Raw genomic sequence first — 22052 nt, 5'->3', positions numbered from 1 at the left:
GAGATGGTGCCCGGCATCGCGCCGGACGTCTCCCCTATTGTAAATTCCGTACCACTCGTTTTTCTCAGACAAAATGTCTTAAACAGCCAACTTTTAACTTATAGGTTATTTATTACCGACAAACAAAACACCATCAACCACCCATTAAACGCGCTTTTCAGCCATAATCAATGCACGACAAAACGGCAGCATCAGTGCTGCGTGGGCAGTTGAATGCGCTCGAAAGGCTGCTTGCCCTGGAACAAGGTGAGGCGCACATCAAGCCCCACGATGGGCGAAACGATGTTGGTGCGGCCGCCGGAAGTGATGTTACCATTGCCGTCGAACTGAAACTCGGTGATGGTAAAATCGGTCTGTCGCGCGAAGTAGGGCGTCAGGTCGAAGTGGTCGGACAAGCGGATGCCTACTTCGGCGCGCAGCCGGCTTTGGTCGAGCGTCCGTTCTTCGGGCTGGTCGTCGGGTGGCTGCAGGCGCAGGTTCAGGCCGCCTTCCCAAGCCACGCGGGGGCGCAGCGCAATATTGCCCACGGGTAGCAGGCGCTCGGCATCGAGGCGCAGGCGCGTGGCCCCTAGGTTGCGGGCCGCTCCGCCTTGCAGGGCATACTCCAGGCTGAGGCGCTGACCCAGGGTAAGCCCCAGCAAGCGGCTGCGGTGGCGCAGCAGCACCTCGGGCGTAAAGCTGTCATCGGCCGCGGTGGCGGCGTAGCGGCCCGTGAGGCCCCAGCTCCAATGTTCGTTCCAGAAACGTTCGTAGCCGGCACGCAGCAGCACGTAGTCGAAGGTGCCGTTGTTGTAGCGGCCTTCGGCGGCGCGCTGGTTTTGGGCACTCAGCCAGAGGTAGGCGTTGCTTGGCAGGGCCAGCTCGCCTTGCAGCTCGGGCCACAGCTGCGTGGGGTTGTTGATGCGCCGCTGACCTAGGGCCAAGCCCGGCAGCACCAACAACCCCACCATGCAGAGTACTTTCTTTAGGCTCATTGGTTAGCTCTTCGTAGCAACTACGCCTTGCGGCACCTAGGCTTGCAGCTCGTTCAAGGCAAGCCAGGCCATTAGGCCGGGCCCAACCGTGAGGGCATGGGCTTCAATGTCGAAGACAGGCGTGTGTACGGAAGAGGCGTACCGACCGTCGAGGGCGCGGGTACCGAGGCGGTAAAAGCACGACGGCGCGGCCTGCGAGAAGAAGGCAAAGTCTTCGGATGCCATCCATTGGTCAATGTCGACCACGTTTTCCTCGCCGAGGTACTCGACCATGGCGGCGCGCACCCGTTGGGTCACGGTCACGTCGTTGTCGAGGCAGGGGTAGCCGCGGCGGATTTCCAGCTCGCAGCTTGCCCCCATCGAAGCAGCCAACCCTTCGCAAAGCTGGCGCAGGTGCACGTGGGCTTGCTCGCGCCACTGCTCATCCATGGTGCGGAAGGTGCCTTCGATATATACCTCGTTCGGGATGACGTTGGTGGCGCCCTGGGCAATGACTTTGCCGAACGACAGCACCGACGGAATTTTGGGATTAGCGCGGCGGCTTACCAGCTGCTGAGCCGCCACAATCAGGTTGGCCGCCACCAGCACGGTGTCGATATTCAGATCGGGCATGGCGCCGTGGCCGCCCTTGCCCCGAATGGTCAGGTACAGTTCGTCGGCCGAGGCCATGTAGCGCCCCGCATGTATGCCCACTTTGCCGGCCGGCAGCTGCGGAAACACGTGCTGCCCGAGCACCGTTTGCGGCGCGGGGTTGTCGAGCACGCCTTCCTTAATCATGATGGAGGCCCCGCCGGGTACCACCTCTTCGCCAGGCTGAAACATTAGCTTCACGGTGCCCTCGAACTCGTCGCGCAGCTGCACCAGAATGCGGGCCACCCCCAGCAGGGAGGAAGTGTGCACGTCGTGGCCGCAGGCGTGCATTACGCCGGGGTTCTGCGAGCGGTAGGGCACGTCGTTTTGCTCCTGAATGGGCAGCGCGTCCATGTCGGCGCGCAGGGCTACGGTGCGGCGGCCGGGGTTGCGGCCTTCGATGAGGGCCACTAAGCCGGTATTGGCAATGGGCTGCGGATCGAGGCCGAGCTTGCGCAGCTCGTCGGCCACGAACGCCGCCGTTTGGTATTCTTGAAACGAAAGCTCCGGATGAGCGTGCAAATGGTGGCGCAGCCCTACCACGTCGGTGGCCTGGGCAGCGGCTAGTTCCTGGATGCGGGAAAGCAAATGCTGCATAACCCGCAAGGTACAACCATGTGGCGCGGAGTGGTACTCCGCGGGCAGCCCAAGCTGCCATCCGGCACCAGGCATCCGAAGCACCCAGGGATTAACTGCCAACCGCCGGCACGAGCTGCCGGCGTGCGCAATACCCCGGCCGCCAGGCTTAGCCCGCCGGGCGCGACTCGTGCTGCGCATGGGCGGGGATCCCCAGGCTCCTGCCGCAAGAACAGCACCTAGGGCTTACTCAAAAAAGATGCTGATGTGCGGCCGCACCGCCACCAGCATGGAGCGGCCCGTCACGTTCGGGCTGAAAGCGGCTTCGTCGTCGCCCACGCCCAGGCGGCTTACCAGCACGCAATCCGGAAACTCGAGGTACTCGCCGCGCTTGTCGTTGTTGTAGCGGATGGTGCCGCGCACGGCCACGCGCAAATCGAGCAGAATGGCATCGGTAGCCGGGTGCGTTAGGGTAACATCAACTACGCCGGTAGCCGGCCACAACGAGAGCAGCAGCACCAAACCCTGCTTCTCGACGCGGTATTGCACGCCGGCGCCGTCGTCGTACTCCGTGGGAATTACCTCCAACCCCTGCAAGAGGTCGAGCTCATCCCATTGTAACTGACGAATAAGCGGCACGGCTAGAAGCGCGTTTTGTTGATGAGCACTTGCGTAGGCTGCAGCTCGGCCTTAGGTGCCAGTGGGCGGATGCGCAGCATGGCCCGCTCGGCATCGAGGCGGGTGGTGTAGTCGCCGATAAACAGCCGGTAAATGGGCTGCTTGAACGTAACGTAGTCCGTTTCGTCGGGGTAGCGGCTGATGACCGAGCGGCGAATAGCCATGGCCTGGTCGCGCTCGAGCCCCACGTAAGCCAGGATGCGCCAGCCGCTGGTATACTTCACGTTCTGGTTGGTGTAGGCCTGGTCGCGTAGGCGCTGGTCTATCTGCGCGTTTACGTGGTTGGTAGGCGCTACGTACGCTTTGGCACCTAGGGCTTTGGGCGCGGGCGGCGGCGTAAACCTGGGGCGGTACTTGCTCAGGTCGTCGGCGGGTGCTGCCTTGCCCTTGCCTTTGGCGGCGTTGCCCGCCGCCGTAGTCGATGCGGTGCGCGAGGAGTCGGGAGCGGAAGAGGTAGCGGCCGGGCCCGAAGCGGCACAGCTAACCAGCGCAACAAAAGCGGTAATCGACAACACGTTAGTAAGCAGACGTTTCATGGGCGGAGTCGTCGTCCTGGGGAGGAGAAGTGAGCAAGGCCACGCCGGCGGAGGCACCTAGGCGGTCGGCACCGGCCAGCACCAGCGCCACGGCTTGCGCATGCGTGCGGATGCCGCCGGCAGCCTTAATACGGATGTTGCTCGGCAGTTGGTCGCGCATCAGGCGTACATCCTCCACCGAGGCTCCGCGGCTGGCAAAGCCCGTCGAGGTTTTCACAAAATCCGCACCAGCCGTTGCGCACAAGTCGCAGGCGCGCCGGATTTCTTCCGTCGACAACACCGCCGTTTCAATAATCACCTTCAGGATAGCCTGGTGGCTGTGGCACAGCTCGGCCAGCGCCCGAATATCATGCTGCACGGCTGCTTCCTCGCCCGATTTCAGCGCCGCCACGTTCATCACCATATCCAGCTCAATTGCCCCCATGACCAAAGCCTCGGTAGCCTCGGCTAGCTTGATGGCAGTGGTGCTGTAGCCCAGCGGAAACCCGATAACCGTGCACACGGCCACGCTGGAGCCCAACAGCGCCTCGGCCGCTACCGGCACAAAATATGGCGGCACGCACACGCTGGCGAAGCCGTGCTCACGGGCTTCGGCGCACAGCTTCTGAATCTGCTCGTGCGTGCAGTCCTGCTTCAGCAAGGTATGGTCGATGCGGGCGGCTAATTGATCGGGGTTCAGCATGGCGCAAAGGTAACGAAGCTGGCAGAGTAGGCTCCTGGGCCTTGCTGCCTGCCTCAAACAAAACCGCCCCGACCTAGGGCCGGGGCGGTTGTACGTGGCTTGGGTAAGCCGGCGTGTTAGTCGATGATGACGGCGCGGTTGTTCAGCACGTCTTCTTCCACGCTCTTGAACTTCACGTCGCGCACGATGCGGCCGTCCATGTACTGCACGCTCACTTTATCGTTGCGGTTGGCAACTTTCTGCGAGCGTACGGGCTGCTGCTTCTCGAGCGGCTCCAGCCCTAGGTCGTGGGCTTGCTCCAGGTCCTCGGGGCCGGCACCCAACGACGACGTCGAAACCTCCTTCTCGGCTTTCAGGCGGGGCTGCGGCGCACGCGGTGCGGCCACGGCTTCCTCAAACATGATTTCCGGCTCGGCCGTGGCGCTTGCCTGCGTAGCCGGAATGTCGGCGTGGAACAGGAAGGTCACGGTGTCTTCGTTCACCTTGCTGATCATGCGCTTGAACAGCTCGAACGATTCGAACTTGTACACCAGCAGCGGGTCTTTCTGCTCGTACACAGCGTTCTGCACCACCTGCTTCAGGTCGTCCATCTGGCGCAGGTGCTGCGTCCAAGCGTCGTCAATCAGCGAGAGCACCACCACTTTCTCCATGGCGCGCATCAGCTCCTGGCCTTTGCTGGCCTGGGCGCGGCGCAGGTTGGCCACGGCTGTTACCTGCTTGCGCTGATCGGAGAACGGTACGGCAATGTTCTCGAACGGCGCATTCTGCTCGATCAGGTCGTTGATGAGCGGCAGCGCCGACTCGCCAATCACCTCGTTTTTCGAGTGGTAGTAACCCAGGGCTTCGTCGTAGAGGCGCTGGGTAAGCTGCGCCGGCTGCTGGGCAGCAAACTCGGCAGCGGTAATGTGCGTGTCGTAGCCGAATACGCGGATAATGGCCAGCTGGAAGTCGGCGTAGTCGCCCGAAATCTTGTGGCCCGCCACGATGTCTTCCGACACGTCGTAGATCATGTTCCACACGTCGAGTTCCAGACGCTCACCGAACAAGGCGTTGCGGCGGCGGCGGTACACCACCTCGCGCTGGGCGTTCATCACGTCGTCGTACTCGAGCAGGCGCTTCCGGATGCCGAAGTTGTTTTCCTCCACCTTCTTCTGCGCACGCTCGATGCTCGAAGTAATCATCGAGTGCTGAATCACCTCGCCCTCTTCCAGACCCATACGGTCCATCAGGCGGGCAATGCGGTCCGAGCCAAACAAACGCATCAGGTTGTCCTCAAGCGAAACGAAGAACTGCGAGGTACCCGGGTCGCCCTGGCGGCCGGCACGGCCGCGCAACTGGCGGTCGACGCGGCGGCTTTCGTGGCGCTCCGTACCGATAATGGCCAGACCACCCGATTCCTTCGAGGTTTCTTTCAGCTTGATGTCGGTACCACGGCCGGCCATGTTGGTGGCAATGGTAACCGTACCGGGGTAGCCGGCGCCGGCCACAATCTCGGCTTCGCGCTGGTTCTGCTTCGCGTTCAGCACCTGGTGCGGAATCTTACGCAGCTTCAGCAGGCGGCTGATGATTTCGGAGTTTTCAACCGAGGTAGTACCCACCAGCACCGGGCGGCCGGCTTTCACCAGCTCCTGAATTTCCTCGGCCACGGCGTTGTACTTCTCGCGCGTGGTTTTGTAAACCTTGTCGTGCTGGTCTTTGCGCTGAATGCCGCGGTTCGTGGGGATTACCACCACGTCGAGCTTGTAGATCTGCCAGAATTCGCCGGCTTCGGTTTCGGCCGTACCCGTCATGCCACCCAACTTGTGGTACATGCGGAAGTAGTTCTGCAGCGTTACGGTGGCGTAGGTTTGGGTGGCATCTTCGATGCGCACGTTTTCCTTGGCCTCAATAGCCTGGTGCAAGCCGTCGGAGTAGCGGCGGCCTTCCATTACGCGGCCGGTCTGCTCGTCCACAATTTTCACCTTGTGGTCTTCGGTCACGATGTACTGGTCATCGCGCTCGAACAAGGTGTAGGCCTTCAGCAGCTGGTTTACCGTGTGAATGCGCTCCGACTTTTCCTGATAGTCCTGCATCAGGCGCTCCTTGGTGTGGAGCTTGTCGTCGGCCGAAATGGTTTTGTTGTTCTCGATGGCGGCCAGCTCGGTGCCGATATCGGGCATGATAAAGAAGCTCGGGTCTTCGCCCTGACCGGTAATCAGGTCGATGCCGCGCTCCGTCAGCTCAATCTGGTTGTTCTTCTCGTCGATGGTGAAGAACAGCGGCTTGTCGGCCTGCGGCATCTGGCGCGAGTTGTCCTGCAGGTAGTAGTTCTCCACCTTCTGCAGAATGGCGCGGTTGCCCGTTTCCGACAAGAACTTGATGAGCGGCTTGCTTTTGGGCAGACCACGGAAAGCGCGGAACAGCGCCAGGCCGCCCTCGCCCTCTTTGGCGCCGTCGTTGCCTTCTTTAATGAGGCGCTTGGCATCCAGCAGGTACTGCTGCACCAGCTTGCGCTGCTCATCCACGAGGCGCTGAATGCGCGGCTTCAGTATCAAAAACTCGTGCACATCGCCTTTGGGCACCGGGCCCGAGATGATAAGCGGCGTACGGGCGTCGTCGATCAGTACGGAGTCAACTTCGTCGACGATGGCAAAGTGGTGCTTGCGCTGCACCAGCTCCTCCGGGTCGCGCGCCATGTTGTCGCGCAGGTAGTCGAAGCCGAATTCGTTGTTGGTGCCGTAGGTAATATCGGCAGCGTAGGCGCGGCGGCGGGCATCGGTGTTGGGCTGGTGCTTGTCGATGCAGTCCACCGTAATGCCGTGGAACTCAAACAGCGGCGCATTCCACTCCGAGTCGCGCTTGGCGAGGTAATCGTTTACGGTTACCAGGTGCACCCCGCGCTTCGACAGCGCGTTCAGGAACGCCGGCAAAGTCGAAACCAGGGTTTTGCCTTCGCCGGTGGCCATTTCGGCAATCTTGCCCTGGTGCAGTACCACGCCGCCAATCAGCTGCACGTCGTAGTGCACCATGTCCCACACCACCTCGGCACCGGCCGCCATCCAGCGGTTGGCCCACACGGCTTTGCCATCGGCAGTAATGGTTACGTTGGGCGCGCGGCGGGCGTACTCGCGGTCCTGGTCGTTGGCGGTTACCACCAGCTGGCCGTTCTCCTTGTAGCGGCGCGCCGTTTCTTTTACGATGGCAAAAGCCTGCGGCAACACCTCCAGCAACACCTCCTCCAGCTGCACGTTGCGCTGCTTCTCCAACGCATCGATTTGCTCGAATACGGTTTCTTTTTGCTGAATATCGAGGTTGGGCTCGTCGGCAATGCGCTGGTGCAAAGCCGCAATCTGACCGTCGATATTCTTCAAATATTCGCTGATACGGGCCCGTACCTGGTCTGTCTGGCCGCGAAGCTCATCGTCCGATAGCCCTGCCAGTTTGGCGTATTCGGCGTTGATGGTCGCCACGTAAGGGATGATGCCTTTCAAGTCCCGTTCCGACTTGGTGCCGAAGACTTTGGTGACGGCCTTCCCGATAAAATCGAACATGCTGTGTAGGAGAATTTGCTGAAAACGCTGGGGGCGCACCTCAAAAATACGTGGTTTGGCGGAAAAGCCCCAGACGCCTTATCGGTTGCCCTAGAAATGACAAACCCTGCCCTCTCAAAAAGAGTGCAGGGTTTGCCCAGAACGTTAAGTTGTCAGGATGCAGCCGGTGCAGGCGGCGCTTGCGTCAGGCGCTGCGCTAGCCCGGCACTTTGGTGCCCTTGCTGGAGCACCCGGCCGATAGCAGGCCCAGGTCGTGGCTGGGCGAGTGGCCGATATCGAGCAGGTACTGGCGCAACGACGCCTCCAGGGGCGGCAACATCACGCCTTGTTCGCTGCTCAGCACGCTTTGCAACGGCCGGGCCGCTTGCAGGTTAAACGAGCCCATGGGCCGGCCCACCACAAAATCGGAGCTGAAACCGGCTTGCTCGGCCGCCATGCGGGCCAACTCGGCCCAGCTGCACGAGCCCTGGTTGGCCAGGTGCCAGATGCCGCGCTCGTCGTCGATCAGCAAATCGAGGGCGGTATTCGCCAAGCACGGCACATAGGTGGGCGCAATCTGCACATCATCGGCCGCCTCGAAGGCAGTACCCTCGCGGGCGGAGCGCAGCACAAAATGCACGAAGTTGTATTCATCCCACGGCCCGAAAAACGCACTGGTACGCACTACCAAGGCTCCTTTCATGCGCTTGAGCACCTCGCGCTCGGCGCGCTGCTTGCTTTGCCCGTACACGTTCAGCGGCCGGGCTTTGTCGCTTTCCACGTAGGGGTCGGTCTTGTAGCCATCGAACACCAGATCGGAGGAAAACGTGAGCAGCTGCACGCCGTGGGCGGCGCATACGGTAGCCAGCATGGCCGGACCGGTGCTGTTTTCGCGGAAGCAACGCTCGGCATCCGTTTCGGCATCGTCGACGCGTACGTAACCGGCCGTATTGATTACCGCCCAGGGGTTGTACCGCTCCAATGCCCGCTCAATGCTGCCTAGGTCGGCTATGTCCATATCCTGCCTGGTGAGGGCCACGGCCTCGATGCCCCGAATCTGGCAGACACGGGCAAATGCTTTGCCTAGGGTACCGTTGGCGCCGGTAATGAGCAAGGGCTGGCGCGGCTGCGAAGCCGGATTGAATAGCTGACGACTCATAGCTCAAAGGATCGGTGAAGTGCGGTAAACAAAACGGTCGGCGCGCTGCCACCAACCCGGGTTGGCCAGCAACGGGTGCGTGTAGCGGCCCGAGCGGGCCAGGCTTTGCACCATCTTAAACAACGCAGTGGGCCGGGGCTGGCCGCTGCGCACATCAAACACGCCGCTTTCGTAGCTGCCGCCGCGCTGCGTCAGGAGGCTGTCCCAGTCGAAAGCACCTAGGAGCGACCACACCGTAACGGCGCGAATGTTGGCTCCCTCCTGCCGCAGGGCGTTGGCCTCGTTCCAGGATTGCAGCAGCCAGCGCAGCTGCTCCTCGCGGGTACAGCCCAAATGCGATTCGGTAATGGCAATGGGCAGCTGGTACCGCTCCCAGGCTTCGCGCAGCAAATGCTTGATGCCGGCCATCTGCAGGGGCAGCACGCGCACGGCTTCTATGTCGGCGTACTCGTCGTGGTGGTTGCGGCTGTAGCAGCGGGCGGGGTAGTGGTGCCGTTCGTTGTCGAGAAACCGCTCGCTCGTGACGTAGTAATTGATGCCCAGAATATCGGGCGGCAGTGGGTTGGCTACCAGATCGAGCAGTTCGGCTTCGGGGGCGCCGTTGTCGCGCAGAAAGCGCCACATATAATGGCCGGCGTCCACGCGGCCGCACAGCAAATCGAAGGTAAGCCAGCGGCGGTGGTTTTCGAACTCGGCTTGGTAGGCCAGCCGCTCGGTGCTGTGCACTTTCCCTAGGTCTTCGGTTTGCACCAGCTTGGCCCTGGGGTTTACCTCCCGAATGGCCAGCATCGCAGCGCGCGTGCCCAGCACCTCGTTCAGCAGCATGCGCACAAACACGCGGTCGTCGGTGCTGTGGGGGTACCACAGCCCGTACAGGCCGCTGAAGCGGGCTGTAGTAAGCGGTTCGTTTACGGGGGTGTAGTGGTTTACCCAGGGGTAGCGCTCGGCTACCATGCGGGCGTAGCGGGCCAGGCCGGCCACAAAGTTATCGGCGTGCAGGGCCGTGTAGCGGGGGCCGCTGCCGTGGTGCACCAGCCCCACAATCGGGTCGATGCCTAGGTCGCGCAGGCGGGGCAGGCGTTCATCGGCCCACTGCCAATCGGGCGTATCGAGGCCGTTGGGAGCCACCGATTCCCAGAGCACGGGGTAGCGCAGCTTACGTATCCCTAGTTCGGCGAACAAATCCAGATCGGAGAGGCGGGCGCGGTGCCCGCTCATCTCCAACTGGTCGAAGTACTCGTCGCCGACGCGGTTGACGGTGCATTCCACACCGCCCCACAGTTCAACAGTTGCCATGCAGTAGGGGTAAAAAGCGCGACGTGTAGCAGCACGGCAACTGAAGCTACACGTCGGCGCAAATGGGTGAGTAGGTTAGGCTTTTTTCTTGTCCGGGTCGCGGGGCAAGAGCTTCTCCATCAGCGAAACCGAGCCGGTAATGGCAGGTTTGGCGGGCATTGCCGTGCCTTTTTCTTCTTTTTCTTTTTCGGTGAGTTTCTTGTAAACCGTCAGGGCCTGGGCTACTACCTGGTCCATGTTGTAGTACTTGTAGGTAGCCAGGCGGCCTACGAAATGCACGTTGGGCGTTTCGTCGGCGAGCTTCTTGTACTTGTTGTACAGCTCGGCGTTTTCGGGCTTCGGAATCGGGTAGTACGGGTCGCCTTCGGCACGCGGAAACTCGTACACAATGCTGGTTTTGGGGTGCTGCTGGCCCGTAAGCGCCTTGAACTCGGTGATGCGCGTGTAGAGGTGCTCGTTGGGGTAATTTACCACCGGAGCCTCCAGGTGCTGCTCCTTGTTCAGGGTTTCGTGCTTGAACTCGAGCGAGCGGTACGGCAGCTTGCCGAACTTGTAATCGAAGTACTCGTCTACCGGACCCGTGAAGATCATTTCCTTGAAAGGAATGACGTTGATGATGTCGTGGTAGTCGGTGTTCAGCATGATCTTGATGTTCGGGTGATCGAGCATCTTCTCGAACATCTTGGTGTAGCCGTGCAGCGGCATGGCCTGGTACGTATCGGTAAAGTAGCGACGGTCGCGGTTGGTGCGGGTAGGCACGCGCGAGGTCACCGACTTATCCAGCTCCGAGGGGTCGAGGCCCCACTGCTTGCGGGTGTAGTTGCGGAAAAACTTCTCGTACAACTCGCGGCCTACTTTGCTCACCACCACATCTTCGGAGGTGCGGATAACGGGCACTTCTTCGGCCTGCGACTCGAAAAACGCATCCACCTCAAAGCTGGTCATGTTGGTACCGTACAGCTTGTTGATGGTATCGAGGTTAATCGGAATCGGCACGTGTTGGCCGTCGACCGAAGCCAGCACCCAGTGCTCGTAAGGGCGCCAATCGGTGAAGTTGGAGAGGTACTCGAATACCTCCTTGGAGTTGGTGTGGAAGATGTGCGGGCCGTACTTGTGTACCAGCACGCCGTCTTCGTTGTAGTGGTCGTAGGCGTTGCCACCGATGTGGTTACGCTTATCGATGATCAGGATTTTCTTATTGGACCGGGTAGCGAGGCGCTCGGCCAGCACGCTGCCGGCGAAACCGGCTCCTACGATCAGATAATCAAACATAGCTCAGAAGGTGCAGGTGGTGAATTGGTTATGAAGTAGGATGAATGAACCGTTCGCGTGAACCGTGTACGGGAAAATGTTAGCGGGCGGCTACGCGCCGTAGTTCGGCTTGCATCAGGTTCACCATCTGCTGCCAGGTTTGGTCCCACGAAATGGTGGCCAGGTAATCGTCTACGCGCTGCAGCCAAGCAGCGTCGTCTACTTCGTCCAAAGCCATTTCGATGGCCTTGCCGAATTTGGGGGCATCGGCGGCGATGTGCACCAGGCCTAGTTCGCCGTAGGGGCGCACCACGTCGCGGATCGGAGTGCTCACCACGGGCTTGCCCGCAGCGAGGTATTCGGGAGTTTTAGTAGGCGAAATGAACTTGGTGCTCTCGTTGTCGGCGAAGAGCAGGGTGGCTACGTCCCAGCCTTTCAGGTAGCTGGGCAGCTCTTTGTAGTCTTTGCTGCCTAGGTAGTGGATGTTGGCGCCCTGCGGCAGCACGCTCGCATCGATCTTCACTACCGGCCCGATGACGATAAACTGCCACTCGGGGTGCGCCGCGGCCAGCTCGCGCAACAGCTCAATATCGAGGCGCTCATCAACCACCCCAAAGAAACCTACCCGCGGGTGCGCAATGCCGGCCTGGTCGGCGGGTTCGGCTAGGTCGGCGTTGCGGGCCTGGCCGAAGTGGGCTTTGTCGATGCTGCTCGGGAAAGCGTGCGCGCTGTGGTGCTGCTTCGTCTTGGCCTCGTACAGGCTTTGGCCGCCGGTAAATACCAGCTGCGCTTTCTTAAACAGCTCCTGCTCGCGGCTGCGCAGCTCGGGGTGGGCCCCTTTGAAGTTCGCCAGCTCATCCATGCAATCATAAATGGTGAGGGCGGGCTTCAGCTGGCGCGATTTGGCCAGGAACATGGGCGAGTAGTACCAGGCAATAAAATCGGTGATATTTTCCTTCTCGAAGTACTCCGTCAGGATACGGGCCTGCACTTCGTCGGCGGCGGCATCTACGCAGTTGCCGGGCAGGTGCACCACCACAATCTTCAAGCGGCCTTCTTCGCGGTCCTTGATTTCGAGCCACGGCTCCATCTGGTGGTCTTCCCAGTGGGTGCAGGGCTCCTCCACGTAAAACACCCGCGTGTGCTTAGCAAAACGCGAAAGCAGGTGTTGGGGCCGTTGCCAAACAAAATCCCAGTGTAAGTGGGCAAAACACACCAAGTCGGGTAGTTGGTTGGTATCGGCGCTCTGGGAGGTAGTAGTAGCTATGTCGTTCGATTGGGCAGCGTTGGTAGTAACAGCAGGTTCGGTAGCAGAAGACGACGCGAGGGTCGTGGCATCGAGTAAGGACATGCGAAAGAGCGTCAAAAAGTGTTTTGGCGATACGGCGTGGTGGGAAATCGGGTGGCCCGGTGAGAACTCAACCCACTCACCAAGCGCGGCAAAGGGGCTTACGTAAACTTCCGGAAAAAGGATACTACCCAGAGCAGGTTGCACTCTGCTGCAGCAGGGCAGCCAAAAAAAAGCGGGCTTATCAGCCCGCTAATAATCGTTGCATTTCAACGGCATCCTGCCACCCTTCCGTGTCGGCAAGCCATTGATAACGAACGCCAACCCGCCGAAATGCAGCTGCCTTAAACAAGCGCAAGCTGGCTGCGTTATTGGCCGCCACCGTGCAATACACTTGGTGCAGTTGCAGGGTGTTGCGTGCGTAATTCAGTAGTAATTGCAGGGCTTCGGCGGCGTAGCCGCGGCGGCGGTGAGTATTTGCCACCATTATACCCACTGCCGCGCGCCGGTGGTGCGGGTCGAAGTTGAATAAATCGACGGTACCAACGGCTTGGTTATCGGCATTTGTGCAAATAACCAGGCGCATTTGGCGCACAGCGTAAAAATCGGCCGCTGCATTGTCCAAATACTGGCGCAGGCTGTGCCGCGATATCGGGGTAAGCGTATCGCTGGCCAGGCCCCACACGCTGGGGTCGTTTTCTATTTCGTAGAGAAATCCTAGGTCGTTGGCTTCGAGGGCCCGCAGGTAGACCGTATCGGAGCGCAGCATAAGTTAAAGTGCAATATCTCCTTCGAATACAAACTCTGCCGGCCCATTGAGGTACACGTTGGTAAAGGTACCATCGGGGTGCAGCGCGAAGGATACCGATAAATCGCCGCCAATGGTGCGCAGCGGTACGGGGCTTGCGGCGCCGCGGCGGGCCGCCGCCAGGGCCACAGCCGTTACGCCGGTGCCGCAGGAGTACGTTTCGTCCTCAACGCCGCGCTCGTAGGTGCGCACTTGCCAGGGCTGGCCCTCAATCACTGGTGCCTCTACGAAGTTGACGTTGGTGCCGCCTCGCTCCCGAAATGCCTCGCCGAAGCGCACGGCGCGGCCTTCGGCGTACACGTTGTACTCGGCCAGCGTGCTGGTGGGCAGAAAGCGTACGATGTGGGGCGAACCGGTATTCAGGAACACGCCATCGGGGGTGTCCTGCTGGCCGGCTACATCAATCATGCGCAGGCGCACAATGCCGTTGCCATCAATGCTGGCTTCGTGCGGGCCATCGGCCGCGAGGAAATGGGCTTTGTCCTGGATGACACCCAGGCGGTGCGCAAATGCCACGGTGCACCGGCCGCCGTTGCCGCACATCGAGCCCACGTAGCCATCGGCGTTGTAGTACACCATCTCGAAGTCGTAGTTGGGCAGGGTGCGCAGCAGGATGAGGCCATCGGCCCCGATGCCGCGGCGCCGGTCGCAGAGGCGACGTACCAAGGCGTTGTCGGCGGCCGGAAAAATGCGCTGCCGGTCGTCGATCATCACGAAGTCGTTGCCGGTGCCTTGGTATTTGTGAAAACGCATGTTGAAAGCAGAAGTAAATCAGAGAAGCTTGCGGAGCAAGGCAATTTGGCCCGCGTGGTACAAGTAGTGCTGCGCGGTGCCGTGCAACAATACGTAAATCGAAACACCCGAACCATCGGCCCGGTCGCGCGCCGTGCCCAGCACTTGCCCTAGGTCGGCGTCGCGGAGGGTTTGGGCTTGGGCCACCAACCGCTCGTGCGCTTGGCAAAGTTCGCGGTTTGCTTGTTGCCAAGCGGCCTCGGTGGGTGTAGCTGGCGCAGCGGGCCAATCGGCTGCTACGGGCGGCACATTATGGCGGTGTTCGATGCGCTGACGTACCGTATCGGCCCACGTGGTGAGGTGCAGCACCAACTCCCAAATGCTGTGCGCTTGCGGCAACGGATGCATGGCCGCTTTGGCAGCCGAAACACCTAGCAAAGTGGCCTGTAGCGAGGGGCCCGACCACGCGTCGCCGTCGAAGGCGCGTTGTAGTTGGTCGATGATGCGCGTTAGTTCAGGCATAAGTTCCTAAACGAAAATCGAGAGGATTACCCCTCAACAACTCACCTACGGATTGTAGACTACCGCAACCACAGAATCCTGCTGCAAATAGACCCGTAGATCGTCTGGCGCCATAAAACCCATATGGTATTGCATAACAAGAGTCGAATCATTCGCAGGGCTCCAGCGGTACTGGAGTTCCGGTTTAGCTAACATCCGATAAGGCGGCCACTTAGATGCTGACCTAGGTTCGGGATATTCAACATACAACAAATCGGGAGTTGCCAGAATGCGCATCACCTCTTGCTGAGTCATACCCTCCTTTACCTGAGGCATGCGCTCGTACAGCTCATTCGAGCTGGAAAAAAAAGTCTTACGAATGGTGTAAGCTGAAATTAAGCAGGCTGCTGCCAGCACTACGTAAAGCACTTTTTTCATTTCGCAAGAATTGGCAGGATAATAAAGCTACGGTAGCGTGCACTGACCAATACTGCCCGGCATCGACTACACCATCGTACCTTTGCCGGCCCGCTTGCGGGGTATATCAAAGGTAGCGCATGTACTCATTCCTGACCACCAGTCCCTGGCCCGATTACGAGCTGATTGACAGCGGCAACTTTCAAAAGCTGGAGCGCTTTGGGCGCTACGTGCTGAGCCGCCCCGAGCCCCAGGCCGTGTGGGACCCGCACCTGCCCGCCAGCGAATGGCAGCGTGCCCACGCCACCTTTACCCGCGAGAAAGGCGCCAATGCCGCTACCGAGCGCGGCTCTTGGAAGCTAAAGCCCGGCATGGCCGAGCAATGGGTAATCAGCTACGAGCGGCCCGATGGCCTGAAGCTGCGTTTCCGCCTAGGGCTGTCGTCGTTTAAGCACGTGGGCCTGTTTCCGGAGCAAGACCCGAACTGGCAGTTCATTTACGAGCAAACGCAAAAGCGCCGCGCCGCCAAGCCGCGGGTGCTGAATATGTTTGCCTACACCGGCGCGGCTACCCTGGCCGCCCGCGCCGCCGGCGCCGATGTAACGCACCTCGACTCGGTGAAGCAGGTAAACTTTTGGGCCCGCGACAACATGGAGGCCTCTAACCTCGATGGTGTGCGGTGGCTGGTCGAAGATGCCTTTAAGTACGTGCAGCGCGAGGTGAAGCGCGGCAACAAATACCAAGGCCTGATCCTCGACCCGCCCGCCTACGGCCGTGGCCCAAACGGCGAAAAGTGGCAGCTTGAGGACCAGCTGAACGAGATGCTGAAGCTGTGCCGCGAGCTGCTCGACCCCGAAGACCACTTCTACGTCATCAACCTTTACTCCATCGGTTTTTCGGCGCTGATCCTGGACAACCTGATGGACACGATCTATTCGCCCTTTGGCAAGCAGCGCGAAATCGGCGAGATATACTTGCAGGACCAAGGCCTGCGTAAACTGCCCCTAGGTACTTTCTGCCGTTTTGCTACCTAGGGTGATGAGGTAACAGGTGACACGTAACAGGTGGCAAACAAACCTGTCACATATTGGCTGTCACCTGCAGCCCACCCGCCGGTTCCGCTTTGTTTCACCCGACACGTGCCTTCCAGCGTGTCACCTGCTACCTGTCACGTGTCACACAAAAACCGCCTGGCCCTGATTGACATGGGCACGAACACGTTTCACTTGCTGATTGTAGAGCTGCCGCAGCACCCTGCCGCGGGCGAGCCAACCGTGCTGCTGCGCACCAAAGTGGGCGTAAAACTGGGCGAAGGCGGCATCAGCCAGGGCGAGATTGCGCCGGCGGCCTACCAACGGGCGCTGCACACGCTGCAGGCGTTTCAGGAGGAAATTGAGCTGCACCAGGTAACGGATGTGCGTGCCACCGCCACCAGCGCCGTGCGGGTAGCACGCAACGGCCCCGAGCTGGTGCAGGATATTTTCGAGCAAACCGGCATCCGGGTGGAGGTGATACCCGGCGCCCGCGAAGCCGAGCTGATTTGCCAGGGCATTCGGCAGGCCGTGCGCCTAGGTGCCGAGCCGCACCTGATGATGGACATTGGCGGCGGCTCGGTGGAGTTTATCATTGCCAACGCCGACACCATTTTCTGGAAGCACAGCTTCGAGATTGGGGCGCAGCGGCTGCTCGATCAGTTTTTCCGCCACGACCCCATGCAGCCGGCCGATGTGCAGGCCGAGCACCAGTTTTTGCGCGGCGCGCTGGCGCCTATGCTGGCCGCGGCCGAGCACTTCCGGCCGGTTAGCCTCATCGGTGCTTCGGGCACTTTCGATACCCTAGGTGATATGCAGGCGGCCCGCAGCGGGGAGGACTACACGCACCAGCCCGCCGCCCGCGCCATCTCGCTCGATAGCTTTTACCACAGCTACGACCAGCTGCTCTTGCTCACGCACGCCGAACGCCTGCAGCTACCGGGTATGACGCCCCTGCGCGCCGACATGATTGTGGTGGCCTGCGTGCTCATCGACTTTGTGCTGAAGAACTGCCGCCTGCCGCACATCACGGCCTCGGCGTATGCGCTGAAAGAAGGCCTGCTGTACGAGATGCTGCACGCTCCGCGCGCCTAACGCAACGCGCACCACCCAGGGCTGCTGCACAAAGCGGCCACATTCCTCACCCCACTCTTCCGCTTCCCGCGTGACTTTCGAGTACACCCGCCTGTTTCACTTTGCCGAGGGCGTGTTCCGCGCCATGGGCTGCTCGGCCGACGATGCCCGCCAGGCCACCGAAACCCTCCTTTCTGCCGATTTGCGCGGCGTTGATTCGCACGGCGTGGCGCGCCTGAGCGGCTACGTGCGCCTCTGGGAAGCCAAGCGCATTAATGCCACGCCGCGCATTGGCGTAGTGCACGAAACGCCGAGCACCGCCGTGATTGATGGTGATGCTGGCTTAGGCCTGGTGGTAGCACCTAGGGCCATGCGCCTGGCCATCGAAAAGGCCCAAGTAGCCGGTACGGGCTGGGTAGCCGTGCGCAACTCCAACCACTTCGGCATTGCCGGCTACCACGCCATGCTGGCCTTGCCGCACGATATGATTGGCATTGCCCTCACCAACGCCTCGCCGCTGGTGGCGCCCACGTACTCGCTCGAGCGCCTGCTGGGCACCAACCCCATTTCTGTAGCCATTCCGGCCGGCGAGCAGCCGCCGTTTGTGCTCGATATGGCAACCACCACGGCTGCGCAAGGCAAAATGGAAATACTGGAGCGCAAAGGCCTGCCCGCCCCCGCCGGCTGGATACAAGACCGCGACGGCAACGCCTCTACCAACCCCACCGAAACCCGCTCGGGCGGCGCGCTCATCCCGCTGGGTGGCGAAACCGGCTCTCACAAAGGCTACGGCCTAGGTGCCACGGTCGATATTCTGTCGGCGGTGCTCTCGGGAGCTAACTACGGGCCGTGGGTGCCGCCGTTTGTGGCGTTTCTGCAGCCGCCCGCCGACCCGGTGGGCCAGGGCATTGGGCACTTCTTTGGGGTGATGCGCGTGGATGCGTTCCGGCCCGCCGCCGAGTTCAAAGCGCACATGGATAACTGGATCGAAACGTTCCGCAAGGCCAAGGCCGTGCCCAATCAGCAGGTGCTAATCCCCGGCGACCCGGAGCGCCGCACGACGGAGCAACGCCTGACCGAGGGCATTCCGCTGCTGCAAAAGGTAGTCGACGACCTCACCGGCTTGGGCGAAAAGTTTGGGGTGCAGCTTTAAGCAACCCCTAGGTCCGAAATCGAAAAGGCGCATGCGGCAGTGGCCGCATGCGCCTTTTCTTTCCCCTCTAACTCACAGTTCTCCTGTATGGGTAACTAGTAACCTAGCAAGCCATTATACGGATTCCCCTAGGTCGGTGGATACAAATTCGCTGGCGGCGAGGTCGGTATTCAGGTACTGCGATTGGTAGTCGGGCGAGTTGCCGTTCAGGAACAAGCAAGTGCCCCCGCCTACCGCATCAATAATCTGGGCGTATTGGTCCATGGGCAGGGCCGGGCAGCCGAGGCTGCGGCCCAGCCGGCCAAACTGCCGGATAAAATCTTCGCTCACGTACTCGGCCCCGTGCATTACCACGGCCCGGTCGCGGGCGTTGTCGTTGTAGCCTAGGTCAACGCCATCGAGCTTAAGCGAACGGCCGTGCTTGCCGTAGTACTCGGTATCGGTAACGTAGAAGCCGAGGCTGCTCATGTTCGACTCGTTCTGGTTCGAGAAGTTGGTAGCCATGTTTTCGCCGGAGTTGTGCCCGTGGGCCACCAGCGTGTTAAACACCACGGTCTTCTGCTCCAGATCGAGCACCCACAACCGCTTTTCGGTGGATGGCAGGTTGAAGTCGACAACCGTTAGCAACTGCCGCTCGTCGTTGAGCTTGCCTTGGGCGCGCAAATTCAGGTAGCCGGTGTACGCTTTTTCAAAAACATCAAAGTTCAGCCCTTGCTCACTGAGCTTAAGCTCGTTGTAGAGCTGCCGCGTGCCCTGCGCAAACATAACCGACGCGAGTACCCGCTTAACCGGCGCAGTGGCCGACATACTCTGCGTGCGCGCTGCCGTAGAGCTTACGGGCGCGGCCAGCGGCGTTGCCAGAAACAGCGAAGCCACGAAGGGCAAGGCCCGGCGCACAGCACGGCGGGCTTTCACTTTCAGGCGCAAACGATGAACAACACTTTGCTTTTCCATAGGAGGTATTGCTGCGGCGGAGCTGGCCTGTGCTGGCCTTCTATTGAATATACGCATCCTATTCGACATAGGCTACGACGAATATTGCAACAAGCAAGTGTTGGTAATAATTCCTAGGCGTTGCCCGGCCTGGTTCTGCAAACGGTTGCTGAAAGCGTCCGCAATCGTTTGCTTAAGCTAAAAGTATTACGCAACTTTCGCCCCGCCTCATCCGCGTTTTGTCCATTTCCACCTTCCCTTCACCATTCCCAAACACCTCTACTCGCATGCTGAAAATGTGGCGCGCAGCCTCCCGCCTGGGGGCGCTGCTTACGGTTGGCTTTGCCTTGTTGGCAGGCCAGCCGGCTCAAGCTCAAAAAGTTGTCCTGCAAGGTTTCTGGTGGGATTACTGGAACTCCAACTACCCCAACGGCTGGGCTAACTACCTAGCCGAGCTGGCACCCCGCCTGAAGGCCATGGGCGTTGACGCCGTCTGGATTCCGCCCACGATTAAGAATGGCAACCAAGGCAATGGTTACTCGCCCTTCGACCATTACGACCTGGGCGACAAATACCAAAAGGGCTTTGTGGCCACGCGCATGGGCACCAAAGACGAGCTGCTGCGCATGGTGGCCGTGCTGCACGCCAACGGCATTGAGGTAGTGCAGGATGTGGTGCTTAACCACGTCGACGGCGCTGGCTCGAGCACCGGCGCCGGTGGCCAGGACCCCGCTGCCTGGGAAGACTACACCACCAGCAAGTACAAGAACTTCCGCTACGTTTCGTATAACTCGCCGGCCACGGCCGAGGATGCCGCCAACTACCTGGCCCGCTCGGGCCGCTGGCCTAAGAACTGGCAGAACTTCAACCCCAACCCCGGCAACAACTCTACCTCCGGCGACCTGAACGCCGTGTACTTCGGGCCCGACGTGAGCTTCTACAACGGCTCGTACGGGCAAAGCTCCAACGCCACCTTCAACCCGGCCCAAAGCGCCGATTACATGCGCACCCAGGCGCGGAATTGGATGATTTGGTACAAGAAGCAGGTGGGCTTTGATGGCGTACGTTTGGATGCAGTGAAGCACTTCCCGGCTTTCGCTACCGAGGATTTCCTGTACAACCTGCAAGCCAACGCTGGTTGGGCCAACGGCGGGGCCGCCATGTTTGCCGTAGGCGAATGGGTAGGCGGCTCGGCCCAGCTCGATCAGTGGTGTACTGACGTGCAAGACCGCGCCGGCACCTTCGATTTCTCGCTGCGCAACGGCCTCTACAACATCGTGAGCGGCGGCGGCAACTTCGATATCGGTTCGTTGCCGGGCTACCAGCAAGGCCGCCGCGTGGTGTATCAGGGCGGCCAGTACGTGCACCGCACGGTGCCCTTCGTGAACAACCACGACACGTTCCGGCCGCAGGTAGGCTCGACGGGCAACTACACCGGCTGGAACACCGGCTCGGAGCTGGCCCCGCACATCGATCCGTTCGACCCGCGCCTCTCAGCCACGTACGCCGCGGCTTTGGCGCTCGACGGCTCGCCGCAAATCTTCTTTGAAGACTTGTTTAACGTGGGCAGCACGGGCAAACGCTACTCGCACCGCCCCACCAGCACCGCCGACCTGCCCACCCGCTCCGACCTCGAGAACCTGATCTGGTGCCACCAGAACCTGCGCTTCAAGGACGGTGCTTACAAGGTGCGCTGGCAGGCCGCCGACCACTTGGTGATTGAGCGCAGCACCAAAGCCATCATCGGCATCAACGACAACTTCTCGGCCTGGCAAAACAACACCGTGTCGTGCGACTTTGCCCCCGGCACGGTGCTGAAAGACTACTCCGGTGCCAATGGCACGGCAACGGTTACGGTAAGCGCTTCGCAAACGGTAGCCATTAACACGCCGCCCTGTAACGGCACGGCTGCCGGTGGCCGCCGCGGCTACTCGGTATGGGCGCCCGTAAACGCCAGCACCAACTACTCGCGCCCGGCGCTGGCCACTACCCAGGAGTGGGAACTGGCCGACGACCTAGGCGACCGTGACACCCGCTCGTTGGGCCAAGGCGGCCAATTGCCCGCGGGCTCCACGGCATGGCGTACGGCCGGCCGCATTTACGTGGGCGCCAACAAAACCGTGACGTACACGCTGTACCCCGCCAACGGCGCTTACTCGCTGGTAGCGGGCATTTACAACTCGGCCGGCACGCTGGTAAGCAGCCGCTCGGGCACGGGCACCCTCACAGGCACCTACACGCCCACGGCCGATGGTTGGCTGACTATTCGGGCCCGCCAGAACGCCACCACCAACCCCGCGCAGAAGGCGTTCATCAAGGTAACGTACACGGCGCCGGCCACCATCAACACGGCTACGGCCGCCCGCGGCACCGCTGGCAGCACCGAGGCAACCCCGGCGTTGGCTAATAACCTCGAGATTTACCCCAACCCCGCTGCCGCCGACCACATCGAGGTGACGATGACCACCGGCACCGAGCAAGACGTGAACCTGCGCGTGCTCGACGTAACGGGCCGCCTGGTGCACCAGCAGGGCATGAAGCTCTACCCCGGCTCCAACACCACCCGCGTGCTGCCCGCCAAGCAGCTGCCCGGCGGCTTGTATACTATCACGGTGCCCGAGCTGAACCTCACGCGTAAGTTGGTAGTGAAGTAACTGCTGCCTTAAGCTAAGCAAAAGCCCCAACCAGCGTGGTTGGGGCTTTTTTGTGTGCTTCTATCATCAGCTGGCCCACTGCTGCAGCCCGGCCATAGCCCTAGGTGCGCGGGTGCCGTAACAGGCAAAGCACCTAGGCGGGTTGCAACCACGGTGCAGCTCGGCTTGTT

General features: G+C 60.9%; 19 protein-coding genes. 4 read left to right on the top strand and 15 right to left on the bottom strand.

Annotation, left to right across the window (positions count from 1 at the left end; all coding sequences use genetic code 11):
- Positions 1-191 precede the first annotated feature (191 nt).
- The 14 genes from OIS50_RS18050 to OIS50_RS17985 form a co-directional block, all read right to left on the bottom strand.
- A complete protein-coding gene (locus tag OIS50_RS18050) occupies positions 192-974 on the bottom strand; it encodes a DUF2490 domain-containing protein (protein WP_264692028.1) in 783 nt (260 codons plus the stop codon).
- 36 nt (positions 975-1010) lie between these two features.
- On the bottom strand, positions 1011-2201 hold the full coding sequence (locus tag OIS50_RS18045) for a M20 metallopeptidase family protein (protein ID WP_264692027.1): 1191 nt from the start codon (positions 2199-2201) through the stop codon (positions 1011-1013).
- Between the two features lie 225 nt (positions 2202-2426).
- A complete protein-coding gene (locus OIS50_RS18040; protein WP_264692025.1) occupies positions 2427-2819 on the bottom strand; it encodes a hypothetical protein in 393 nt (130 codons plus the stop codon).
- 2 nt (positions 2820-2821) lie between these two features.
- Positions 2822-3394 carry a sporulation protein gene (locus tag OIS50_RS18035; protein ID WP_264692024.1) on the bottom strand — a complete coding sequence of 191 codons (573 nt, stop codon included), beginning with the start codon at positions 3392-3394 and terminating at the stop codon, positions 2822-2824.
- Positions 3375-4076, bottom strand: a complete 702-nt coding sequence (deoC, locus tag OIS50_RS18030; RefSeq protein WP_264692023.1) for a deoxyribose-phosphate aldolase — start codon at positions 4074-4076, stop codon at positions 3375-3377. Before deoC ends, OIS50_RS18035 begins: the two co-directional genes overlap by 20 nt.
- A gap of 116 nt (positions 4077-4192) precedes the next feature.
- Entirely contained in the window at positions 4193-7606 is a 3414-nt protein-coding gene (secA, locus tag OIS50_RS18025; protein ID WP_264692022.1) for a preprotein translocase subunit SecA, read from the bottom strand.
- A gap of 196 nt (positions 7607-7802) precedes the next feature.
- Complete coding sequence (locus OIS50_RS18020; protein WP_264692021.1) at positions 7803-8744, bottom strand: SDR family oxidoreductase; 942 nt, start codon at positions 8742-8744, stop codon at positions 7803-7805.
- A gap of 3 nt (positions 8745-8747) precedes the next feature.
- The gene (locus OIS50_RS18015) at positions 8748-10040 is read right to left on the bottom strand and encodes a family 1 glycosylhydrolase (RefSeq protein WP_264692020.1); all 1293 of its coding nucleotides are present in this window, start codon (positions 10038-10040) and stop codon (positions 8748-8750) included.
- Positions 10041-10115: 75 nt separating this feature from the next.
- Complete coding sequence (glf, locus tag OIS50_RS18010) at positions 10116-11312, bottom strand: UDP-galactopyranose mutase (protein WP_264692019.1); 1197 nt, start codon at positions 11310-11312, stop codon at positions 10116-10118.
- Positions 11313-11391: 79 nt separating this feature from the next.
- The gene (locus tag OIS50_RS18005) at positions 11392-12642 is read right to left on the bottom strand and encodes a glycosyltransferase family 1 protein (protein WP_264692018.1); all 1251 of its coding nucleotides are present in this window, start codon (positions 12640-12642) and stop codon (positions 11392-11394) included.
- 181 nt (positions 12643-12823) lie between these two features.
- Positions 12824-13348 (bottom strand): GNAT family N-acetyltransferase, encoded by a 525-nt coding sequence (locus OIS50_RS18000; protein ID WP_264692017.1) that lies wholly within the window; start codon positions 13346-13348, stop codon positions 12824-12826.
- Positions 13349-13351: 3 nt separating this feature from the next.
- Entirely contained in the window at positions 13352-14140 is a 789-nt protein-coding gene (dapF, locus tag OIS50_RS17995; protein ID WP_264692016.1) for a diaminopimelate epimerase, read from the bottom strand.
- A gap of 18 nt (positions 14141-14158) precedes the next feature.
- Positions 14159-14641 carry a DinB family protein gene (locus OIS50_RS17990; protein ID WP_264692015.1) on the bottom strand — a complete coding sequence of 161 codons (483 nt, stop codon included), beginning with the start codon at positions 14639-14641 and terminating at the stop codon, positions 14159-14161.
- A 45-nt stretch (positions 14642-14686) separates the two neighbouring features.
- Positions 14687-15058, bottom strand: a complete 372-nt coding sequence (locus OIS50_RS17985; RefSeq protein ID WP_264692014.1) for a hypothetical protein — start codon at positions 15056-15058, stop codon at positions 14687-14689.
- Between the two features lie 119 nt (positions 15059-15177).
- Here OIS50_RS17985 and OIS50_RS17980 point away from each other — a divergent pair, with 119 nt between their 5' ends.
- From OIS50_RS17980 to OIS50_RS17970, 3 genes are all read left to right on the top strand, one after another.
- Complete coding sequence (locus OIS50_RS17980) at positions 15178-16071, top strand: class I SAM-dependent methyltransferase (protein WP_264692013.1); 894 nt, start codon at positions 15178-15180, stop codon at positions 16069-16071.
- A gap of 138 nt (positions 16072-16209) precedes the next feature.
- Positions 16210-17163: a Ppx/GppA phosphatase family protein gene (locus OIS50_RS17975; protein ID WP_264692012.1), complete on the top strand. Its 954-nt coding sequence runs from the start codon at positions 16210-16212 to the stop codon at positions 17161-17163.
- Positions 17164-17233: 70 nt separating this feature from the next.
- The gene (locus OIS50_RS17970) at positions 17234-18295 is read left to right on the top strand and encodes an Ldh family oxidoreductase (protein ID WP_264692011.1); all 1062 of its coding nucleotides are present in this window, start codon (positions 17234-17236) and stop codon (positions 18293-18295) included.
- 114 nt (positions 18296-18409) lie between these two features.
- Here the strand turns inward: OIS50_RS17970 and OIS50_RS17965 are convergent, their stop codons facing one another.
- Positions 18410-19249, bottom strand: a complete 840-nt coding sequence (locus OIS50_RS17965) for a murein L,D-transpeptidase catalytic domain family protein (RefSeq protein WP_264692010.1) — start codon at positions 19247-19249, stop codon at positions 18410-18412.
- Between the two features lie 266 nt (positions 19250-19515).
- On the opposite strand from OIS50_RS17965, the gene OIS50_RS17960 reads away from it, so the two are divergent.
- Entirely contained in the window at positions 19516-21882 is a 2367-nt protein-coding gene (locus OIS50_RS17960; RefSeq protein WP_264692009.1) for an alpha-amylase family glycosyl hydrolase, read from the top strand.
- Positions 21883-22052: the final 170 nt, after the last annotated feature.

This window comes from Hymenobacter sp. YIM 151858-1 (assembly GCF_025979705.1).
Lineage (GTDB): Bacteria > Bacteroidota > Bacteroidia > Cytophagales > Hymenobacteraceae > Solirubrum.
This window is presented reverse-complemented; position numbering and strand designations above follow the sequence as displayed.

Coding starts and splice junctions, on each gene's coding strand:
- OIS50_RS18050 (WP_264692028.1), bottom strand. CDS start 974: ATGAGCCTAAAGAAAGTACTCTGCATGGTGGGGTTGTTGGTGCTGCCG.
- OIS50_RS18045 (WP_264692027.1), bottom strand. CDS start 2,201: ATGCAGCATTTGCTTTCCCGCATCCAGGAACTAGCCGCTGCCCAGGCC.
- OIS50_RS18035 (WP_264692024.1), bottom strand. CDS start 3,394: ATGAAACGTCTGCTTACTAACGTGTTGTCGATTACCGCTTTTGTTGCG.
- deoC (WP_264692023.1), bottom strand. CDS start 4,076: ATGCTGAACCCCGATCAATTAGCCGCCCGCATCGACCATACCTTGCTG.
- secA (WP_264692022.1), bottom strand. CDS start 7,606: ATGTTCGATTTTATCGGGAAGGCCGTCACCAAAGTCTTCGGCACCAAG.
- OIS50_RS18020 (WP_264692021.1), bottom strand. CDS start 8,744: ATGAGTCGTCAGCTATTCAATCCGGCTTCGCAGCCGCGCCAGCCCTTG.
- OIS50_RS18015 (WP_264692020.1), bottom strand. CDS start 10,040: ATGGCAACTGTTGAACTGTGGGGCGGTGTGGAATGCACCGTCAACCGC.
- glf (WP_264692019.1), bottom strand. CDS start 11,312: ATGTTTGATTATCTGATCGTAGGAGCCGGTTTCGCCGGCAGCGTGCTG.
- OIS50_RS18005 (WP_264692018.1), bottom strand. CDS start 12,642: ATGTCCTTACTCGATGCCACGACCCTCGCGTCGTCTTCTGCTACCGAA.
- OIS50_RS18000 (WP_264692017.1), bottom strand. CDS start 13,348: ATGCTGCGCTCCGATACGGTCTACCTGCGGGCCCTCGAAGCCAACGAC.
- dapF (WP_264692016.1), bottom strand. CDS start 14,140: ATGCGTTTTCACAAATACCAAGGCACCGGCAACGACTTCGTGATGATC.
- OIS50_RS17990 (WP_264692015.1), bottom strand. CDS start 14,641: ATGCCTGAACTAACGCGCATCATCGACCAACTACAACGCGCCTTCGAC.
- OIS50_RS17985 (WP_264692014.1), bottom strand. CDS start 15,058: ATGAAAAAAGTGCTTTACGTAGTGCTGGCAGCAGCCTGCTTAATTTCA.
- OIS50_RS17980 (WP_264692013.1), top strand. CDS start 15,178: ATGTACTCATTCCTGACCACCAGTCCCTGGCCCGATTACGAGCTGATT.
- OIS50_RS17965 (WP_264692010.1), bottom strand. CDS start 19,249: ATGGAAAAGCAAAGTGTTGTTCATCGTTTGCGCCTGAAAGTGAAAGCC.
- OIS50_RS17960 (WP_264692009.1), top strand. CDS start 19,516: ATGCTGAAAATGTGGCGCGCAGCCTCCCGCCTGGGGGCGCTGCTTACG.